General features: G+C 58.7%; 14 protein-coding genes and 2 pseudogenes. 10 read left to right on the plus strand and 6 right to left on the minus strand.

Features of this window, described 5'->3' with window-relative positions; translation table 11 throughout:
* The first annotated feature begins 212 nt into the window (after positions 1–212).
* Both PSH65_RS02250 and PSH65_RS02255 read left to right on the plus strand, forming a co-directional pair.
* The gene (locus PSH65_RS02250) at positions 213–1,046 is read left to right on the plus strand and encodes an EamA family transporter (RefSeq protein ID WP_305424746.1); all 834 of its coding nucleotides are present in this window, start codon (positions 213–215) and stop codon (positions 1,044–1,046) included.
* A gap of 50 nt (positions 1,047–1,096) precedes the next feature.
* Entirely contained in the window at positions 1,097–1,480 is a 384-nt protein-coding gene (locus PSH65_RS02255) for an MAPEG family protein (protein ID WP_305424748.1), read from the plus strand.
* A 156-nt stretch (positions 1,481–1,636) separates the two neighbouring features.
* On the opposite strand, the gene PSH65_RS02260 is transcribed toward PSH65_RS02255, so the two are convergent.
* Positions 1,637–2,821 (minus strand): murein transglycosylase A, encoded by a 1,185-nt coding sequence (locus PSH65_RS02260; RefSeq protein WP_305424749.1) that lies wholly within the window; start codon positions 2,819–2,821, stop codon positions 1,637–1,639.
* Between the two features lie 128 nt (positions 2,822–2,949).
* Here PSH65_RS02260 and PSH65_RS02265 point away from each other — a divergent pair, with 128 nt between their 5' ends.
* On the plus strand, positions 2,950–3,399 hold the full coding sequence (locus PSH65_RS02265; protein ID WP_305424750.1) for a cytochrome c: 450 nt from the start codon (positions 2,950–2,952) through the stop codon (positions 3,397–3,399).
* Positions 3,400–3,463: 64 nt separating this feature from the next.
* Here PSH65_RS02265 and PSH65_RS02270 read toward each other — a convergent pair whose 3' ends face one another.
* The 4 genes and pseudogenes from PSH65_RS02270 to PSH65_RS02285 form a co-directional block, all read right to left on the minus strand.
* Entirely contained in the window at positions 3,464–3,859 is a 396-nt protein-coding gene (locus tag PSH65_RS02270) for a DUF1090 domain-containing protein (protein ID WP_253546534.1), read from the minus strand.
* Positions 3,860–3,949: 90 nt separating this feature from the next.
* On the minus strand, positions 3,950–5,629 hold the full coding sequence (ligB, locus tag PSH65_RS02275; protein WP_305424751.1) for an NAD-dependent DNA ligase LigB: 1,680 nt from the start codon (positions 5,627–5,629) through the stop codon (positions 3,950–3,952).
* A gap of 212 nt (positions 5,630–5,841) precedes the next feature.
* The gene (gene metK / locus PSH65_RS02280) at positions 5,842–7,032 is read right to left on the minus strand and encodes a methionine adenosyltransferase (RefSeq protein ID WP_123500165.1); all 1,191 of its coding nucleotides are present in this window, start codon (positions 7,030–7,032) and stop codon (positions 5,842–5,844) included.
* 18 nt (positions 7,033–7,050) lie between these two features.
* Positions 7,051–8,047: pseudogene (locus PSH65_RS02285) on the minus strand (ArsR/SmtB family transcription factor).
* 273 nt (positions 8,048–8,320) lie between these two features.
* On the opposite strand from PSH65_RS02285, the gene tkt reads away from it, so the two are divergent.
* The 7 genes and pseudogenes from tkt (at position 8,321) to PSH65_RS02320 (ending at position 16,051) form a co-directional block, all read left to right on the plus strand.
* Positions 8,321–10,318 carry a transketolase gene (tkt, locus tag PSH65_RS02290; RefSeq protein WP_305424754.1) on the plus strand — a complete coding sequence of 666 codons (1,998 nt, stop codon included), beginning with the start codon at positions 8,321–8,323 and terminating at the stop codon, positions 10,316–10,318.
* Positions 10,319–10,470: 152 nt separating this feature from the next.
* Positions 10,471–11,532, plus strand: coding sequence for an erythrose-4-phosphate dehydrogenase (epd, locus tag PSH65_RS02295; RefSeq protein ID WP_305424756.1), 1,062 nt, complete (start codon positions 10,471–10,473; stop codon positions 11,530–11,532).
* 25 nt (positions 11,533–11,557) lie between these two features.
* Positions 11,558–12,721, plus strand: a complete 1,164-nt coding sequence (locus PSH65_RS02300) for a phosphoglycerate kinase (RefSeq protein WP_305424757.1) — start codon at positions 11,558–11,560, stop codon at positions 12,719–12,721.
* 34 nt (positions 12,722–12,755) lie between these two features.
* On the plus strand, positions 12,756–12,977 hold the full coding sequence (locus PSH65_RS02305; RefSeq protein WP_305424758.1) for a hypothetical protein: 222 nt from the start codon (positions 12,756–12,758) through the stop codon (positions 12,975–12,977).
* Between the two features lie 56 nt (positions 12,978–13,033).
* The gene (locus PSH65_RS02310) at positions 13,034–13,366 is read left to right on the plus strand and encodes an MliC family protein (protein ID WP_305424760.1); all 333 of its coding nucleotides are present in this window, start codon (positions 13,034–13,036) and stop codon (positions 13,364–13,366) included.
* A gap of 171 nt (positions 13,367–13,537) precedes the next feature.
* The gene (fba, locus tag PSH65_RS02315; protein ID WP_305424761.1) at positions 13,538–14,602 is read left to right on the plus strand and encodes a class II fructose-bisphosphate aldolase; all 1,065 of its coding nucleotides are present in this window, start codon (positions 13,538–13,540) and stop codon (positions 14,600–14,602) included.
* Positions 14,603–14,727: 125 nt separating this feature from the next.
* Positions 14,728–16,051: pseudogene (locus PSH65_RS02320) on the plus strand (IS4 family transposase).
* Between the two features lie 835 nt (positions 16,052–16,886).
* Here PSH65_RS02320 and PSH65_RS02325 read toward each other — a convergent pair.
* The gene (locus PSH65_RS02325; protein WP_305424762.1) at positions 16,887–17,246 is read right to left on the minus strand and encodes a hypothetical protein; all 360 of its coding nucleotides are present in this window, start codon (positions 17,244–17,246) and stop codon (positions 16,887–16,889) included.
* Positions 17,247–17,353 lie beyond the last annotated feature (107 nt).

Below are 17,353 nucleotides of genomic sequence, written 5' to 3' on the forward strand. Positions count from 1 at the left end.
CTCTGTCGGTAGTCTTGACGCTTTGATCAGGCATACGCAGGCCGACGACCGTTCTCGGTGAGAGCGGGCAGAGGCAGGAATTATTGGAATTAGTGTGTGCGCAACTGAGTGCGGCGTGGTCGCTTGCAGTATAAACAGCTGCAGACATATGGCGAATCAATTCTCTGCCCCATGATGTGAGGGGGAGGGTGGGGCAAAATAAGGAGTGTGCCGTGCTTGCGACGGGTCTGGTGTTGGTGGCAGCGCTGTTGCACGCGGCGTGGAATACCCTGATCAAATTCAGCGCGGAGCGGCTGTTGGTGGTGGCCTGCATGGACAGCGTGGCGCTGCTGTTTGTCGCCCTGATGCTGCCCTTCGTGGCGCTGCCGCCACTGGAGATGTGGCCGTGGATTCTCGCGTCAGCGGCATTCGAGTTGCTCTATCGCTACCTGTTGATCCAGGCCTATCGGGTCGGCGATCTCGGTCTGGTCTATCCCTTGATGCGTGGCCTGTCGCCGCTGGTGGTACTGGCACTGACGCTGATCTTCGCCGGGGAAGTGCTGACGGCTCAGCAGATCTTCGGGATTTTGCTGATCCCGTTCGGCATGTTGTGCCTGCTCTGGCAAGGCGGTGGCGGGGTGCGACTGCCATGGTCGATGCTGCCGGTGGTGGCGCTGATCGGGTTGTGCATCGGTTGCTATACCTTCATCGATGGTCAGGCCTTACGGCGCTGGTCCCACCCATTGGATTACCTGGTGTGGGTCACCTTGCTCAGCGCCTGGCCGTTCCCATTACTGGCGCTGGTGCGCAAGCGGCCGGCGTTCATGCTGTTCTGGCGCGAGCAGTGGCGGTTGGGGTTGGCGGTCGGGTTTTGCGTACTGTTCAGCTACGCTCTGGTGCTGTGGGCCATGCAGCTCGGCTCGATTGCCGAAGCAGCGGCGTTGCGCGAGATCAGTGTGATTCTGGTGGTGCTGTTTGGCATGCGCTACCTGAAAGAACCTTTCGGCAGGCCCCGTCTCTTAGCCTGTGGGCTGGTGCTGATCGGCATGTTGGTGATGAAGTTTTAGTCGCCCCTGATGGAATTCGATTTTCTATAACTTGAAGAAGGGACTGCGTTATGACGGTTGCTCTGTGGTGCATTTTGATTGCGATCTGCTTGCCTTATTTGTGCATAGGTATCGCCAAGATCAGTGGCGGGTATGGGCTTAGACACAATCATGACCCTCGGGGGTTTCTCGACTCTCTGGAGGGCTTGGGCAAGCGGGCGTATGCGGCGCAACTGAATAGTTTTGAAGTGACCCCGGCGTTTGCGGCGGCGGTGATCGTGGCTCACTTGGCCGGCAATGCCGAACTGGTGACAATCAATGTGCTGTCGGTGCTGTTCATCACCAGTCGGCTGCTCTTCATCATTTGCTATTTGGCGGACTGGGCAATGCTACGGTCGCTGGTGTGGTTTGTGGGGATGGGGTTGATCGTCAGTTTCTTTGTTGTGTCGGTCTGAATCTGGTCGTTGAAACTTCCGGTGTTTGTCAGGGCCTCTTCGCGAGCAAGCCCGCTCCCACATTGAATCTTCAGTGAACACAAGATGTGTGTCCGCCGATAATTCAATGTAGGAGCGGGCTTGCTCGCGAATGCAGTAGTGCTGTCGATCCAACTCTTAAGGATTAGCTTTAGCCGTATCGGCAACCTGCGGCACTTGAGGCAACGCCGCCCCTTTAGGCCAAAGCATCCAGATCTGTCCCTGCTGTTTCATGTCGCCGGCCAATTGCCCGGCCGCCTCGCCCGTGCCCCAGAACAGGTCCGCGCGGACCTCGCCGGCAATCGCGCCGCCAGTATCTTGCGCGGCCACCGGACGTACCAGCGCGCTGCCGTCCGGGCGTGTGGTCGATAACCACAACAGACTGCCGAGCGGAATCACCTTGCGGTCCACCGCCGCGCTATAACCCGCGGTCAGCGGTACATTCAGCGAACCGCGTGGCCCTTCATTGCTGTCGGGGTTGCGGGTGAAGAACACGTAGCTGGGGTTGCTGCCGAGCAGTTCGGGAATGCGCGCAGGATTGGCCTTGGCCCAGGTGCTGATAGCACCCATGGTCACGTCTTCTTTCTTCAGCTCACCTTGGTCCACCAGCCAGCGGCCGATGGGGCGATAGGGGTGGCCGTTCTGGTCGGCATAGCCGATGCGCAATTGACGACCGTCATCAAGCTGGATGCGACCCGAACCCTGGATTTGCAGAAACTGCAGGTTCATCGGGTCGGTCAGCCAGGCAATCACCGGCGCCTTCACACCGTTGGTTTCAATCGTTGCCGCGTCGTCGTACGGCTTGAGCACGCGACCTTCGAGTCTGCCCCGCAGGCGCTTGCCTTTGAGTTCCGGATAGATACTGTCCAGCGAGACGATGATCATGTCCTCGGGCACACCGTACACCGGGATGTTGGCTTCCTCGGTCTGGGTCAGGCTGCCGGGGTACACCGGTTCGTAGTAACCGGTAATCAGACCGTTGGGGTTGTCATTGGCGGCACGCAGGCCATAGACGTCCAGGTTCTGTTTGAGGAAACCACGGATGTCATTGGCGGTTGGCTGCACATTGACGGAAGCTGCACAGGTGCCGCCCCAGACCGGGTCAGCCTTGAGTCGGGTGCAGGCGCTGCGCCACGAGCCGAAGCCGGCGACGAGGTCGTTGTCGGACACCGCCGGAAGCGCTTCCCAAGTGGCGCTGGAGTAGGTCGCCAGTGCATGGGTTTTCGGTTTGCTGCTGTCGCCGCCGGTGCAACCTGCCAGCACGGCCACCATCGGAAGGGTCCAGGCCAGATTGTGACGCCATGCCTTGAAACGGCTGTTCATGGAGTAATTCCTTTGTCGGTTGCCTGAGTGCTCCATGCGCTCAAACAACCCGTATTGATAATAGGGCTATTGGTCTTTGCCGGTGACGCGAGGATACTGGCCGCCGTTTCCAGTGACCTGAAGCCACCATGACTCTTAAAAGACTTTCTGTTGTATTGCTGGCCTGCCTGACCTTGTCCGCCTGCGGTGGAGTCGACCCGAACTCGCCGCTGGGTCAGCGCAAGGCGATCTTCAAGCAGATGCTCAAGACCGGCGAAGACCTGGGCGGTATGTTGCGTGGGCGTATTCCGTTCGATGGCCCGAAATTCGTCGACGGCGCCATGAAACTCGATGCTTTGTCCCATGAGCCGTGGAAACATTTCCCGCAGGTGCGCGAAGAAGATCACACCAGCGCCAAGGACGATGTCTGGCAGAAGCAGGCACGCTTCCAGGAAATGGCCCGCACTCTTGAAGGCGCCACCGGTGACCTGGTGATTGCCAGCAAGGTTCAGCCCTACAAGGTCAGTAATCTGGGGCCGGCGGTACAGAAAGTCGAAGATGCCTGCAGTGCGTGCCATAAAGAGTTTCGGGATCATTGATTCCAGAAAAGATCGCAGGTAGGAACTGTCGGAGGTTGCGATCTTTTGAGTTCAAAATGATTGCTTACTTATCCAGCTCATCCAGCGCTTCCTGCAACTCTTTGCGCGATTGAGCCAGTTTGTCTTTGCGCTTGTTGATCTTCTCGGCGTCGCCTTTTTTCATTGCCTTGTCGAGGTCGGCCTGACGTGTGCTGACTTCGTGCTTGGCGTCGAGCACCTTGTTTTCCCGTTCCTTCTTCAAGGAGGCGTCGGTGCAGTGGGCAGTGACTTCGCTCAGGGCAGTTTCCAGGCCCGCCTGTTGATCGGCGTTGCCGCGAGACTTGGCCAGTTCAATCTGGTTGATGATGCCTTGTTTTTTGGCGGCGCAGCCGGTGAGGCCCGGTGCATCTTCGGCGGCCATCAATGGAGCGGCCATCACGCTGCACAGGGTCAACAAGGCGAGCGGTGAAAGAAGTTTCATAAAAGCTCCAGGTGAAAAATTCGATATAGCGATGGGCTGTTTGAGCGCATCGGCACCTTTGGGTTCCCGGTTCTCGGGCCGGGCTGGCGTCTAGAAGCCGTCAATCCCGGCAACACGTAATGTTTCACTCAAGGCCAGGACCTGCGGGTCGCGGAAAAATGCGCTCAATTGCGCTGCGCGCCCCGGGCCGATGCCGGCTTCGGCCTGCCATTGTTCGGTGTTTCGTTGCGCCAGCGCCTGCCAGGAGTCGGCCAGGTTGGCTTGGCCGGTCGGCGGCAAGCCCAAGGCTTTGAGCCAGCGAGCGAACGGACGTTGTCGGGCGCTGTTGAAACTGTTCAAGAGACGAACACTGCTGCGCTCGCCGAAGCCGTCAATGTTAGCAAGCTCTTGCTCATCGAGGGTCAACCAATCGAGCAGGTTGCCAAGACGTTCAGCCTTGAGCAGTTTCTCCCAGGTGCCTGGCCCGACGTGAGCCAAGGCCAGCCCCTGTTTGCCGCTGAGCCAGGTCAGGCGTGCGAGGAATTGGCTTTCACATCCTGGTGTTGGTTGCCAGCAGCTTAAAGAATGAAAGTCTGCCGCCCGCGGTACGTTCAATACAGGGCGTTCGGTGCTGCGCAATACGACACCCTCGAGCCTGGGGATGGTCAGCCCCGCCAGGCTGATGGCGACCCGATCGCCGGGACGAATGTCCAGCGCTTCCCAGCGTTGCAGCGAGCTGACGCTCACGCGCTTGATTTGCCGGTCATCGAGCATCACCGGCGCCAGATCCAGCACCGGCGTGATCCGGCCGGTCCGCCCGATCTTGAAGTGGACCTTGCGCACCTCGGCCAGCGCTTGGGCAAAGGGGTATTTCCAGGCGACGCTCCAGTAAGGCGTTTTCGCCTGCCAACGCTCGGCCGATGGGCGTTGGCCCTGACGCATAACGATGCCATCGCTGGCAAAGGGCAGGGGGGAGCGATACCAGTGATCGCGCCAGCGTTCGGCATCGGCAAATGCCTTGATCCGCTGACTGTAGGGCGCCGTGCTCGGGAACCCCAATTCATCCAGAGCCGCCACCCGGTCGGGCAGATTTTTCGGGCCTTGCGGCCAGTCCCAGACAAATAATCCGATACCGGCGGCTTGCTCGGTGCTCAGCACCTTGCGTGCCATCAACCCGGCCACCGTGGCGCGGGCATTGAGGCTGCCAGCCTGGGCTTGTACGTGTTCGCTCAGGCGCCAATAGAGTTCGCCTTGCAGCAGCAAGTCCAGCGACCGCGGAAGCTTTTGAGGGATGGCGGCGATCTGGCGCGCCGAGGCGGTCCAGTCCTGGCCCTTTACCCCATCCCCCCGACTGATCGCCTGATGCAGCCGGCCGTTGCGATAGATCAACGTCACCGCCACGCCGTCGACCTTGGGCTGAATCCAGACCTCTCCCCGATCTTTTAGCCAGGCTTCGACAGCGCGCCCATCGCGTAGTTTTTCCAGGCCGGTGTGGGCGATGGGGTGAGCCACCGTGCCGCCAGCCGTACGCAATGGTTCGGTGGAGGGGCCTGAATCAAAGCACTCGCGCCATTCGGTCAGTCGCGCGCGGGACTGATCGTAGAGTTCATCGGCGATCAGCGACTGGCCTTCACGGTGGTAGCTGTCGTCCCAGCGATCGATTTGCTGTTGCAGGGTGGTGATTTCTTCCTGCGCGCGGGCGGGCGGCCAGTCGGGGCATTCGGCGGCATTGGCGGTCAGGTAGGTGAGGGTCAGCAGGAAACCGAAAAACAGGCGCAGGTTGGGCAGCATCGAGAGCGTCCTTGCTCGTTGGGATGCTTGAAGGCTAGATCAGTACTGGTAGGCGCGAAGGGTGGTTTTTTTGCTGAGTGTTTCTGGCATGAGGCAGAGGTGACCGGGCTGGCCTCTTGCTCGCGAAGGCGGCGACACGGTCTCAAGCAGCAAGGCAATAAAAAGCCCCGCACGGCAAACCGTGCGGGGCTTTGGGTACCGCCGGGGAAGTCTTACAGGCCGGCCGCGACACGCAGGTCGTCGGCGCGGTCGGTTTTTTCCCAGGTGAAAGTGGTGAACGTGTCGTCGCCCACAGTCTTGGTTGCCGGAGTGCGACCGAAGTGGCCGTACGCTGCGGTTTCCTGGTACATCGGGTGCAGCAGGTCGAGCATGGTGGTGATCGCGTATGGACGCAGGTCGAACACTTCGCGAACCAGTTTGACGATCTTGTCGTCGCTGATTTTGCCGGTGCCGAAGGTGTTCAACGAAATCGACGTAGGCTGGGCAACACCAATCGCGTAGGAAACCTGGATCTCGCAACGCTCGGCCAGGCCGGCAGCGACGATGTTCTTGGCCACGTAACGACCGGCGTAGGCTGCCGAACGGTCAACCTTCGATGGATCCTTGCCGGAGAATGCGCCGCCGCCGTGACGGGCCATGCCGCCGTAGCTGTCGACGATGATCTTGCGACCGGTCAGGCCGCAGTCGCCAACCGGGCCACCGATGATGAATTGGCCGGTCGGGTTGATGTGGAACTGGGTGTCCTTGGACAGCAGCTCGGCAGGCAGTACGTGCTTGACGATCAGTTCCATCACGCCTTCGCGCAGGTCTTTGTAGGACACGTCAGGGTTGTGCTGGGTCGACAGTACAACGGCGTCGATACCGACAACCTTGCCGCCTTCGTAACGGCAAGTCACTTGGGACTTGGCGTCCGGGCGCAGCCAAGGCAGCAGGCCGGATTTACGGGCTTCAGCCTGACGTTGAACCAACTGGTGCGAGAAGGTGATCGGTGCGGGCATCAGCACGTCGGTTTCGTTGCTGGCGTAGCCGAACATCAGGCCCTGGTCGCCGGCGCCCTGGTCTTCAGGCTTGGCACGATCAACACCTTGGTTGATGTCAGGGGACTGCTTGCCGATGATGTTCATCACGCCGCAGGTCGCGCCGTCGAAACCGACATTGGAGCTGTTGTAGCCGATGTCGAGAATCACGTTCCGGACGATGTCTTCCAGGTCGACCCAGGCCGACGTGGTGACTTCACCTGCAATGATTGCCACGCCGGTTTTTACCAGAGTCTCGACCGCTACACGGGCGAATTTGTCTTCAGCAATGATGGCGTCCAGCACCGCATCGGAAATCTGGTCGGCGATTTTGTCCGGATGCCCTTCGGACACGGACTCGGAGGTGAAGAGGGAGTATTCGCTCATCTCGATTTTTTCCTGAATTTACCGATGGTGAGTGTCGCCAGCCGGTCGCTGAAAATGGCGGACCTGAATCTGGAAACCATTACGTAAGCCTACATAGAGGCTTTCCCCGGGAACGAGTCCCGCAGCGGTGGCCCAACGGGCCAGATCGTCCTGTTCAAACCCCAACCACAGATCACCGCAGGCCTCCCTGGCCCAACTCTGGTTGTGGCTACATAACTCTGTCACGAGCAGGCTACCGCCCGGTTGCAGCAAGTCGGCCATGCGCTTGAGTGCTTCGGCCGGCGCGGCGAAATGGTGCAGTACCATGTTCAATACAACGCAATCAGCCTTGAGGCTTACACCGTTCAATGCATCGGCCAATTGCAGGCTGACGTTAGCCAGCGTTTCACGTTCACAGACCTGACGGGCCAGATCGAGCATCGCCGGGCTGTTGTCCAGCGCCGTGACTTGAGCGAAACGACGCGCCAGTTCTGGCAAAAAACCGCCGTCGCCAGGGCCCACTTCGATGGCTGTGGCGCCGGGGCCGAAACTCAACTTGTCGAGCAGTGCCACCACGCTTTCGCGGTATTGCGGCAGGCCGGCGATCAAGTCTTTGCTGGGCGCGAAACTTCTCCGCGACCCGTGAGAAAAAATCCTGGCTGGCCGCCGCCCGTTGCCCATGGACCTGACCGATCCGCGACTGAACGTCAGTCGGCAGGGTCAGGTTGTCCACTTCTTCCAGCAGCGCGGCATGCAGCTTGCCACCCAGCAGATCGGTGTGAGGCAGGGCGCGACGGTAGAAAATCGCATTGCCTTCACGACGGGTCGCCACCAGATCGGCCTGGGCCAACACCTTGAGGTGATGACTCATGCCGGACTGGCCGATGCCGAAGATCTGCGCCAGTTCCAGTACGCCAAACGAATCGTTGGCCAGCGCGCGCAATACATTCAGCCGCAGAGGATCGCCGCCGGCCTTGCACAGGGCCGCCAGCTCATCGCAATCGTCGTGTCGAATGGAGGGTGCGCGTAAGTTCATAAGGCCAGCAGTCTAGTGACGCTCAGAAATCACCGCAAGAGCAATATCAAAAAGTTTTGATATTGCTCGATAGATGGCACTTCTCAGCGTTAGGTTCAGTCAGCAAACGAACGGCGGAAAGGTTTCACCAGTCGAATACGTCGTTATCCATTGGAAAAACGCCTTCAGATGACTATCTGTCATTGCCCCGAAGGCGGTCGGTGAGGGAAAATGCTCGCCTTTTTTCCGTTTCGTTTTATTCACTCTCGATTCAATATCCGCAGGAGATCAGCGATGCCCAGCCGTCGTGAGCGTGCCAACGCCATTCGTGCCCTCAGCATGGATGCCGTGCAAAAAGCCAACAGCGGCCATCCCGGTGCCCCTATGGGTATGGCGGATATCGCCGAAGTACTTTGGCGTGACTACCTGAAGCACAGCCCGAGCAATCCATCGTTCGCTGACCGTGACCGCTTCGTGCTGTCCAACGGTCACGGTTCGATGCTGATCTACTCGCTGCTGCACCTGACCGGCTACGACCTGTCGATCGATGACCTGAAAAACTTCCGCCAGTTGCACAGCCGCACCCCGGGTCACCCGGAATTCGGTTACACCCCGGGTGTTGAAACCACCACCGGTCCATTGGGCCAAGGCCTGGCCAACGCCGTGGGTTTCGCTCTGGCAGAAAAAGTCCTGGCGGCGCAGTTCAACCGTCCCGGCCATAACATTGTCGATCACCACACCTACGTGTTCCTGGGTGATGGCTGCATGATGGAAGGCATTTCCCACGAAGTCAGCTCTCTGGCCGGTACGCTGGGCCTGGGCAAGCTGATCGCCTTCTATGATGACAACGGCATCTCCATCGACGGCGAAGTCGAAGGCTGGTTCACCGACGACACGCCGAAGCGTTTTGAGGCCTACAACTGGCAAGTGATCCGCAACGTCGACGGTCACGACCCGGAAGAAATCAAGATCGCCATCGACACGGCGCGCAAAAGCGAGCAGCCGACGCTGATCTGCTGCAAGACCACCATCGGTTTCGGTTCGCCGAACAAGCAAGGCAAGGAAGACTGCCACGGCGCCCCATTGGGTGACGCGGAAATCGCCCTGACCCGTGAAGCACTGAAGTGGAACCACGGCCCGTTCGAAATCCCGGCCAACATTTATGCCGAGTGGGACGCCAAGGAAGCCGGTCGCGCTGCCGAAGCCGAGTGGGATCAGCGTTTCGCTGCTTACTCCGCTGCCTTCCCGGAGCTGGCCAACGAACTGATTCGTCGTCTGAGCGGTGACCTGCCGGAAGACTTCGCTGAAAAAGCCTCGGCGTATATCGCTGAAGTCGCGGCCAAGGGCGAAACCATCGCCAGCCGTAAAGCCAGCCAGAACGCCCTGAACGCGTTCGGCCCGCTGCTGCCGGAATTGCTCGGCGGTTCGGCTGACCTGGCCGGTTCCAACCTGACCCTGTGGAAAGGTTGCAAAGGCGTCACCGCGGAAGACGCCAGCGGCAACTACATGTACTACGGCGTTCGCGAGTTCGGCATGAGCGCGATCATGAACGGCGTGGCCCTGCACGGCGGCCTGGTGCCTTACGGCGCGACCTTCCTGATGTTCATGGAATACGCCCGCAACGCAGTGCGCATGTCGGCTCTGATGAAGAAACGCATCATCTATGTGTTCACCCACGACTCCATCGGTCTGGGCGAAGACGGCCCGACTCACCAGCCGATCGAGCAGCTGGCCAGCCTGCGCTGCACGCCGAACCTCGACACCTGGCGTCCAGCCGATGCCGTTGAATCGGCAGTGGCCTGGAAATGCGCTCTGGAGCGTGACGACGGTCCTTCGGCACTGATCTTCTCCCGTCAGAACCTGCAGCACCAAACCCGCAATGCGATCCAGATCGAAGAGATCGCCCGTGGCGGTTACGTGCTGAAGGACTGCGCAGGCGAGCCTGAACTGATCCTGATCGCCACCGGTTCGGAAGTCGGCCTGGCCGTTCAAGCCTTCGACAAATTGACCGAGCAAGGCCGCAAGGTCCGTGTGGTGTCGATGCCGTGCACTAGCGTCTTCGAAGCCCAGGACGCCGGCTACAAGCAAGCGGTTCTGCCGTTGCAGGTCAGCGCGCGTATCGCCATCGAAGCCGCCCACGCGGACTACTGGTACAAGTACGTGGGCCTGGAAGGCCGCGTGATCGGCATGACCACCTACGGCGAGTCGGCGCCTGCGCCTGCCTTGTTCGAAGAGTTCGGCTTCACCCTGGAAAACATCCTGGGTCAGGCTGAAGAGCTGCTGGAAGACTAAGTTCAGGGTATGTATTGCCTGTTCTGACGCTATCGCGGGCAAGCCCGCTCCCACAGGGATTTTCACCGTCCATGTGGGAGCGGGCTTGCCCGCGATAGCGGTCGGTGGGGCAACACTGCAATGACGGATTCACCACGGTAATCGAGAACCCCATGCCTCAACCGCGTCCTTACAAAGTTGCACTCAACGGCTACGGCCGGATTGGTCGTTGCGTCTTGCGTGCGTTGTTTGAGCGAGGCGAGAAGGCCGGGTTTGAAATTGTCGCGATCAACGATCTGGCCGACATGGCCAGCATCGAATACCTGACACGCTTCGACTCCACTCACGGGCGGTTTCCCGGCGAAGTGAGGGTCGAGGGCGATTGTCTGCATATTAATGGCGACTGCGTGAAGGTCCTGCGCAGTGCCACCCCCGAAGGCATCGATTGGGCGTCACTGGGCGTCGATCTGGTGCTGGAGTGCTCCGGCGCTTACCACACCCGTCAGGATGGCCAGCGTTTCCTCGACGCCGGTGCGCCACGGGTGCTGTTCTCCCAGCCGATGGCCAGCGAGGCGGATGTCGACGCCACCATCGTCTACGGCGTAAACCAGGATTGCCTGACCGGCGACGAGCTGCTGGTGTCCAACGCGTCCTGCACCACCAACTGCGGCGTGCCGCTGTTGCGCCTGCTGGACCAGGCCATTGGTCTGGAATACGTGTCGATCACCACCATTCACTCGGCGATGAACGATCAGCCGGTGATTGACGCCTATCACCACGAAGATCTGCGCCGCACCCGTTCGGCGTTCCAGTCGGTGATTCCGGTGTCCACTGGTCTGGCGCGAGGCATTGAGCGCCTGCTGCCGGAACTTGCGGGGCGAATTCAGGCCAAAGCCGTGCGGGTGCCGACGGTTAACGTGTCTTGCCTCGATATTACGATGCAGACCGTGAGCGATACCGACGCCACCGAGGTCAACCGGATTCTGCGCGAGGCCGCCACCCATGGCCCGCTCAAAGGCCTTCTGGCCTACACCGAGTTGCCTCACGCCAGTTGTGATTTTAATCATGACCCACATTCGGCCATCGTCGATGCCAGTCAGACCCGCGTTTCCGGCCCACGGCTGGTGAACATCCTGGCCTGGTTCGACAACGAATGGGGTTTTGCCAATCGAATGCTGGACGTTGCAGAACACTATTTGCAAACAGCTGCACCACAACCAAAACCTGCTCTCTAAAACAGCTATCCAGGAAATGCGACCCATGACCGTGTTGAAGATGACCGACCTCGATCTGCAAGGTAAGCGCGTACTGATCCGCGAAGACCTCAACGTCCCTGTCAAGGACGGTGTTGTCACCAGCGATGCGCGAATCCTGGCTTCGCTGCCGACCATCAAGCTGGCCCTGGAAAAAGGCGCGGCCGTGATGGTCTGCTCGCACCTTGGCCGTCCGACCGAAGGCGAGTTCTCGGCCGAGAACAGCCTTGCGCCGGTGGCTGACTACCTGAGCAAGGCGCTGGGCCGCGAAGTGCCGCTGGTGTCCGACTACCTGAGCGGCGTCGACGTGAAAGCCGGCGACATCGTGCTGTTCGAAAACGTGCGCTTCAACAAGGGCGAGAAAAAGAACGCTGACGAACTGGCCAAGCAATACGCCGCCCTGTGCGACGTGTTCGTGATGGACGCCTTCGGCACTGCTCACCGCGCCGAGGGTTCGACCCATGGCGTGGCCAAGTTCGCCAAAGTCGCCGCCGCTGGTCCGCTGCTGGCCGCCGAACTGGACGCACTGGGCAAGGCCCTGGGCGCCCCGGCGCAACCAATGGCCGCTATCGTTGCCGGCTCCAAAGTGTCGACCAAACTCGATGTGCTCAACAGCCTGAGCCAGATCTGCAACCAGCTGATCGTCGGTGGCGGCATCGCCAACACCTTCCTGGCCGCTGCCGGTCACCCGGTCGGCAAATCCTTGTACGAGCCGGACCTGCTGGACACCGCTCGCGAAATCGCCGCCAAGGTCAGCGTTCCGCTGCCGGTCGACGTGGTGGTTGCCAAGGAATTCGCTGAAAGCGCGACCGCGACCGTCAAGCTGATTGCCGACGTGGCCGCCGACGACATGATCCTGGACATCGGCCCACAGACCGCGGCGAATTTCGCCGAGCTGCTGAAGTCGTCCAAGACCATCCTGTGGAACGGCCCGGTGGGTGTGTTCGAATTCGACCAGTTCGGTAACGGCACCAAAGTGCTGGCCCAGGCCATCGCCGAAAGCTCGGCGTTCTCCATCGCTGGCGGCGGCGACACCCTGGCAGCCATCGATAAATATGGCGTTGCCGAGCAAATCTCCTACATTTCTACCGGCGGCGGCGCGTTCCTCGAATTCGTCGAAGGCAAAGTACTGCCGGCCGTTGAAGTCCTGGAAAGCCGGGCCAAGGCCTGAGGCCGCGCATTTGACCAGGCAAAGGAGTGTTCACATGGTCAGGACATTAATGCTGTTGATCGCCGCGGGTATGCTGGCGGCTTGCGGGAGTAACCCGAAAGCCACGCCGGAACCCGCGCTATCCGCGTCGGATAAAGGCTGTTACCAGGCCGACTGGCAAGCGGAAACCAACCCGGTGATCAACAAGCGCTCGGGGCCCGATGGCCTGGACAAATACGAGACACAGGTCCCGGCCAAGGAACATGGTTGCCCTTGAGGGGTCAGACTCTTTACTCAAGGCTGGCAGCGTGCGCTGTCAGTCGAGGAACACGGATGAAACGCTTTATCGCCGTTGCGGCACTGGCATTGCTGGCAGGTTGCGCCAATTTGAACCTGTTCAACACTGCCGAGCCAGCGGACAGCTGGACCACCTGGACTTGCGACAGCCAGGCCAAAGTGCTCTGGCGCTACACTGACATCAACCGCAAGGAAGTCGATGTTCGCCTGGGCGGTGCTGATCAGGTCTACCGCTTGAAGCTTGAGCCGGGCGCCGAGGGTTCGCTGTACAGCAACGACATGCTGGCGTTTCACGTAAAAGGTGAGGAAGGCCTGGTGTACTGGGTCGCCACCAATGATTTGATCGGCCGCGGTTGTAAAGCGCAGTAATTGACACACCACGGACCTAATGTCCCACAGTGGTCCTGTGTAGTTCTTGAGATTTTAGTGACACCGAATTCGCAGCCCGGGCCAACCCTCGATCTGCAATAACTTGAATAGCCGCCGCCGCTACGGCAGGCTGGCACGATTAACGACCCTCAACCGGGAGAGACACACACAATGGCACTTATCAGCATGCGCCAGATGCTGGACCACGCAGCCGAGTTCGGCTACGGCGTTCCAGCCTTCAACGTCAACAACCTTGAACAGATGCGCGCCATCATGGAAGCCGCTGACAAGACTGACTCCCCGGTGATCGTCCAGGCCTCGGCCGGTGCTCGCAAATACGCAGGCGCCCCGTTCCTGCGTCACCTGATCCTGGCGGCCATCGAAGAATTCCCGCACATCCCGGTGTGCATGCACCAGGACCACGGCACCAGCCCTGACGTCTGCCAGCGCTCCATCCAACTGGGCTTCAGCTCGGTCATGATGGACGGCTCCCTGGGTGAAGACGGCAAGACCCCGACCGACTACGACTACAACGTTCGCGTCACCCAACAAACCGTGGCCATGGCTCACGCCTGCGGCGTCTCGGTAGAAGGCGAGCTGGGCTGCCTGGGTTCGCTGGAAACCGGCATGGCCGGTGAAGAAGACGGCATCGGCGCCGAAGGCGTTCTGGATCACAGCCAAATGCTGACCGACCCGGAAGAAGCTGCGGACTTCGTCAAGAAAACCCAGGTCGACGCCCTGGCCATCGCCATCGGCACCAGCCACGGCGCCTACAAGTTCACCAAGCCACCTACCGGCGACGTGCTGGCCATCGACCGCATCAAAGAAATCCACAAACGCATCCCGAACACCCACCTGGTGATGCACGGTTCGTCTTCGGTTCCGCAAGAGTGGCTGGCGATCATCAACCAGTACGGCGGCGACATCAAAGAAACCTACGGCGTACCGGTTGAAGAAATCGTCGAAGGCATCAAGCACGGCGTGCGCAAGGTCAACATTGATACTGACCTGCGTTTGGCTTCTACCGGTGCGATGCGTCGTTTGATGGCTACCAATCCTAGCGAGTTCGATCCGCGTAAGTTCTTCGGTGCGACTGTTACTGCGATGCGTGATGTGTGTATTGCGCGTTATGAGCAGTTTGGTACTGCCGGTAATGCTTCGAAGATCAAGCCGATCTCGTTGGAAGCGATGTATCAGCGGTATTTGAAGGGTGAGTTGAGCGCTAAGGTTAATTAAGCCTGAGTGTTAAACCGCGTTGATGAAAAACCCGCCGAGAGGTGTAATGCTGTTCACTTAAGCATTTGAGTCTCAGCTGGGCTTATCCGAAAATCCGATGCCAGATATCTGGCATCGGATTTTTTATGTCTGTTCAACAGGACCTGCTCGACCTCGGCGACCTTTTCAACTTCTGCGACCTGAGCACCTTCACCCAAAACATCCCCATAGAGTGGGTCGCGTCTGCGCTGGATCTTTCCAGTCAGGCCACCATTCGTCGACGTCGCCTGCCCGCTGACCAAGTGCTTTGGCTGGTGCTCGGCATGGCGCTGTTTCGTGATGAACCGGTTCACGAAGTGGCCAGACGTTTGAACATCTGCGCCCAAGGCCTGGCCTCTGACCACCTGTTGGCCGTAGCGGTCTGACCGAAGCGCGTAAGCGGCTCGGCGCCGATCCCGTTGAGTGGCTGTTCCGCAAGACGGGAACTCAATGGGGCGCGGAGCGCTATGACGGTGACGCCTGGCATGAACTGCAGGTGTTCGCAGTGGACGGAGCACTCTTGCGCACCCCGGATACGCCCGAGCTTCGGGACCACTTCGGGTCGGGAAACACCCCGAGCGACCGCCAGACTCCGTTTCCCATGCGCTGGTGGCGTTGATGAATGTACGTTCGCACGTGATCCTGGATGCGCAATTGAGCCCTTACCGACGCAGTGAAATGCGCTTGGCCGACGAGTTCCTGCAGCAGATCCCCGATCACTCGGTGACGTTGTTCGACAAAGGATTCTGGGGGGCCGAACTGCTGTCGAGCCTGAGCAGTGCTGGTAGCAACCGTCATTGGTTGATCCCGGCAAAAAAGGAATGGTCTGCGAAGAAGTGACCCGCTACAGCCAGCGATCGTTGGGTGCGCATGAAAGTCTCGCCGCAGGCCAGGAAGCGAAACCCGACCCTTCCAACGCATTGGGAGGCCCGCGAAGTCAGTTATGAAATTCAAGGCAAGCTAAAGACCGTCATGACGTCATTGCCGGCTAACGCCTACAACGCCAAGGCCGTGGCCAAGCTGTATCAGGAACGCTGGGAGATCGAATTGGGCTTCAGGGACATCAAGAGCTCGATGCAGCAGAACGCAGTGACCTTGCGTAGCAAAAAAGTCGACTTGGTCTATCAGGAGGTTTGGGGACTTTTGTTGGCTTATAACGTGATTCGTCGGGAAGCCAGCCAGGCGGCGGTGGCGTTTGGCCGAGCCCCCTCGGACATTCGTTTCAAACCGGCTTGCCAGTACATTGCCGTGCAACTGATAGTGATGGCAGCGGCCAACCCGATTTCAGCCACAGGCAGACGATTGGCAGAGTTAAGGGCAGGTATCGGAGGATTGTTTCTGGATCACCGTCCAAGACCTTCAAGGCCAAGGACGGTGAAAATATCAAAGACCCGGTTTCCAGTAGACCGTAAGGCTGCTCCGCTTAAGTGAACAGCATTACGCCGAGAGGTGGGTTTTTTGTGGTCGGAGATTTATGCGACGCAGCTTATGCTCAGCGAATCAAATGTCACCTATAACGGACATTTGTGAGGCTTGAGGCGGAAAAGTCCGATATAGGTGACATCGATCTTGTTTCAGCGGTTCAATTTTCGTCAAACCCGTGCTGCTCAGTCATCCACAACACGATCAAGCATTGGATCACGTCGAACTATGGTTAGGTTGGGAAAAGCATTCCCTAGTTTTTATTGTAAGAGCCTGGATGTTTGTAGGCATTGCTGGGTAATGGATTGTTTCCTGGAGAGCCCGGTGGCAACAACTGTAGTGACTGTAATGCTGGAAGTTGGACGGTAGTTGTAGGGGGTATTTGGCCTGACAAAAATTGCAGGTTTCATGCTATTTTATAATTAGCGTTATTCTTTATTGCTATAAGTTATGTTTTTTGGCGACAGCTTTGATTGAAACTCGAACATGTATCTACCAAGCGGTCAGTGACTGCCTGAGCTGTCCGTTAAGGGCGCAATGCGCCGACGCCTAACGCCGATACATCTCACGCCACGAATAAAAAAGGGGACACCCATTAGCCGGTCTCGAGTCAAGGCTAATGGGTGTCCCCTTTACTCAGCGAGACTGGAAACAGGCTGGTCTGACTGCGGGACTGTCCTTGGATGTAAGCCATAACGAAAAATGCTCCGTATCTTTCGATACGGAGCATTTTCTTTGAGCACCGCGCAGATTGCTAGGTTTTCACACAGTCTGAATGGCGGGTTTTTGATGGGTTAAATAAAGAGTGATGATGGGCTGTCTACCATGGTTGCATCCTAGGAAGTTAGCGGGGAGGAGAATTTCTCGCTTCCTCTGCATTTTCTTTGACAAATTCCGCATTCCGGGGGTCGTCGATATATGTGTAAGTAGATCGGACAAAAATGGTTTTAAGAAATGCTTTATCTTCGTCATATGTGCTTGATGATTTATACGCCTCAAGTTCCTTGGCTTTCTGTTCGGCCTCTGCTTCGCTTTTTGCCTTGGCGTCGGCCAGTTCTTTAGTATATTGCGTTGGGTTTAAAGGTCCTGCGAAGTAACCCCCTACACCTTGGCAACCGCAAAAGACGTAGTTCGGGTCTAATCTGCAAACGCAGCCATAGGGGTGTGAGATTGTCTCAGCTTTCCAAGTGTAAGAACCAGGCATTTTGGTGCTCCCTGCAAGATCAAATATATTGATGTTCGAGCCGCTGGTGGCTGGCTCAGATTTTTTGTGTTTCGATAAGAAGAGTAGGAGTATCGGCAGGAAGATAC

It is taken from the genome of Pseudomonas sp. FP603 (assembly GCF_030687415.1).
Lineage (GTDB): Bacteria > Pseudomonadota > Gammaproteobacteria > Pseudomonadales > Pseudomonadaceae > Aquipseudomonas > Aquipseudomonas wuhanensis.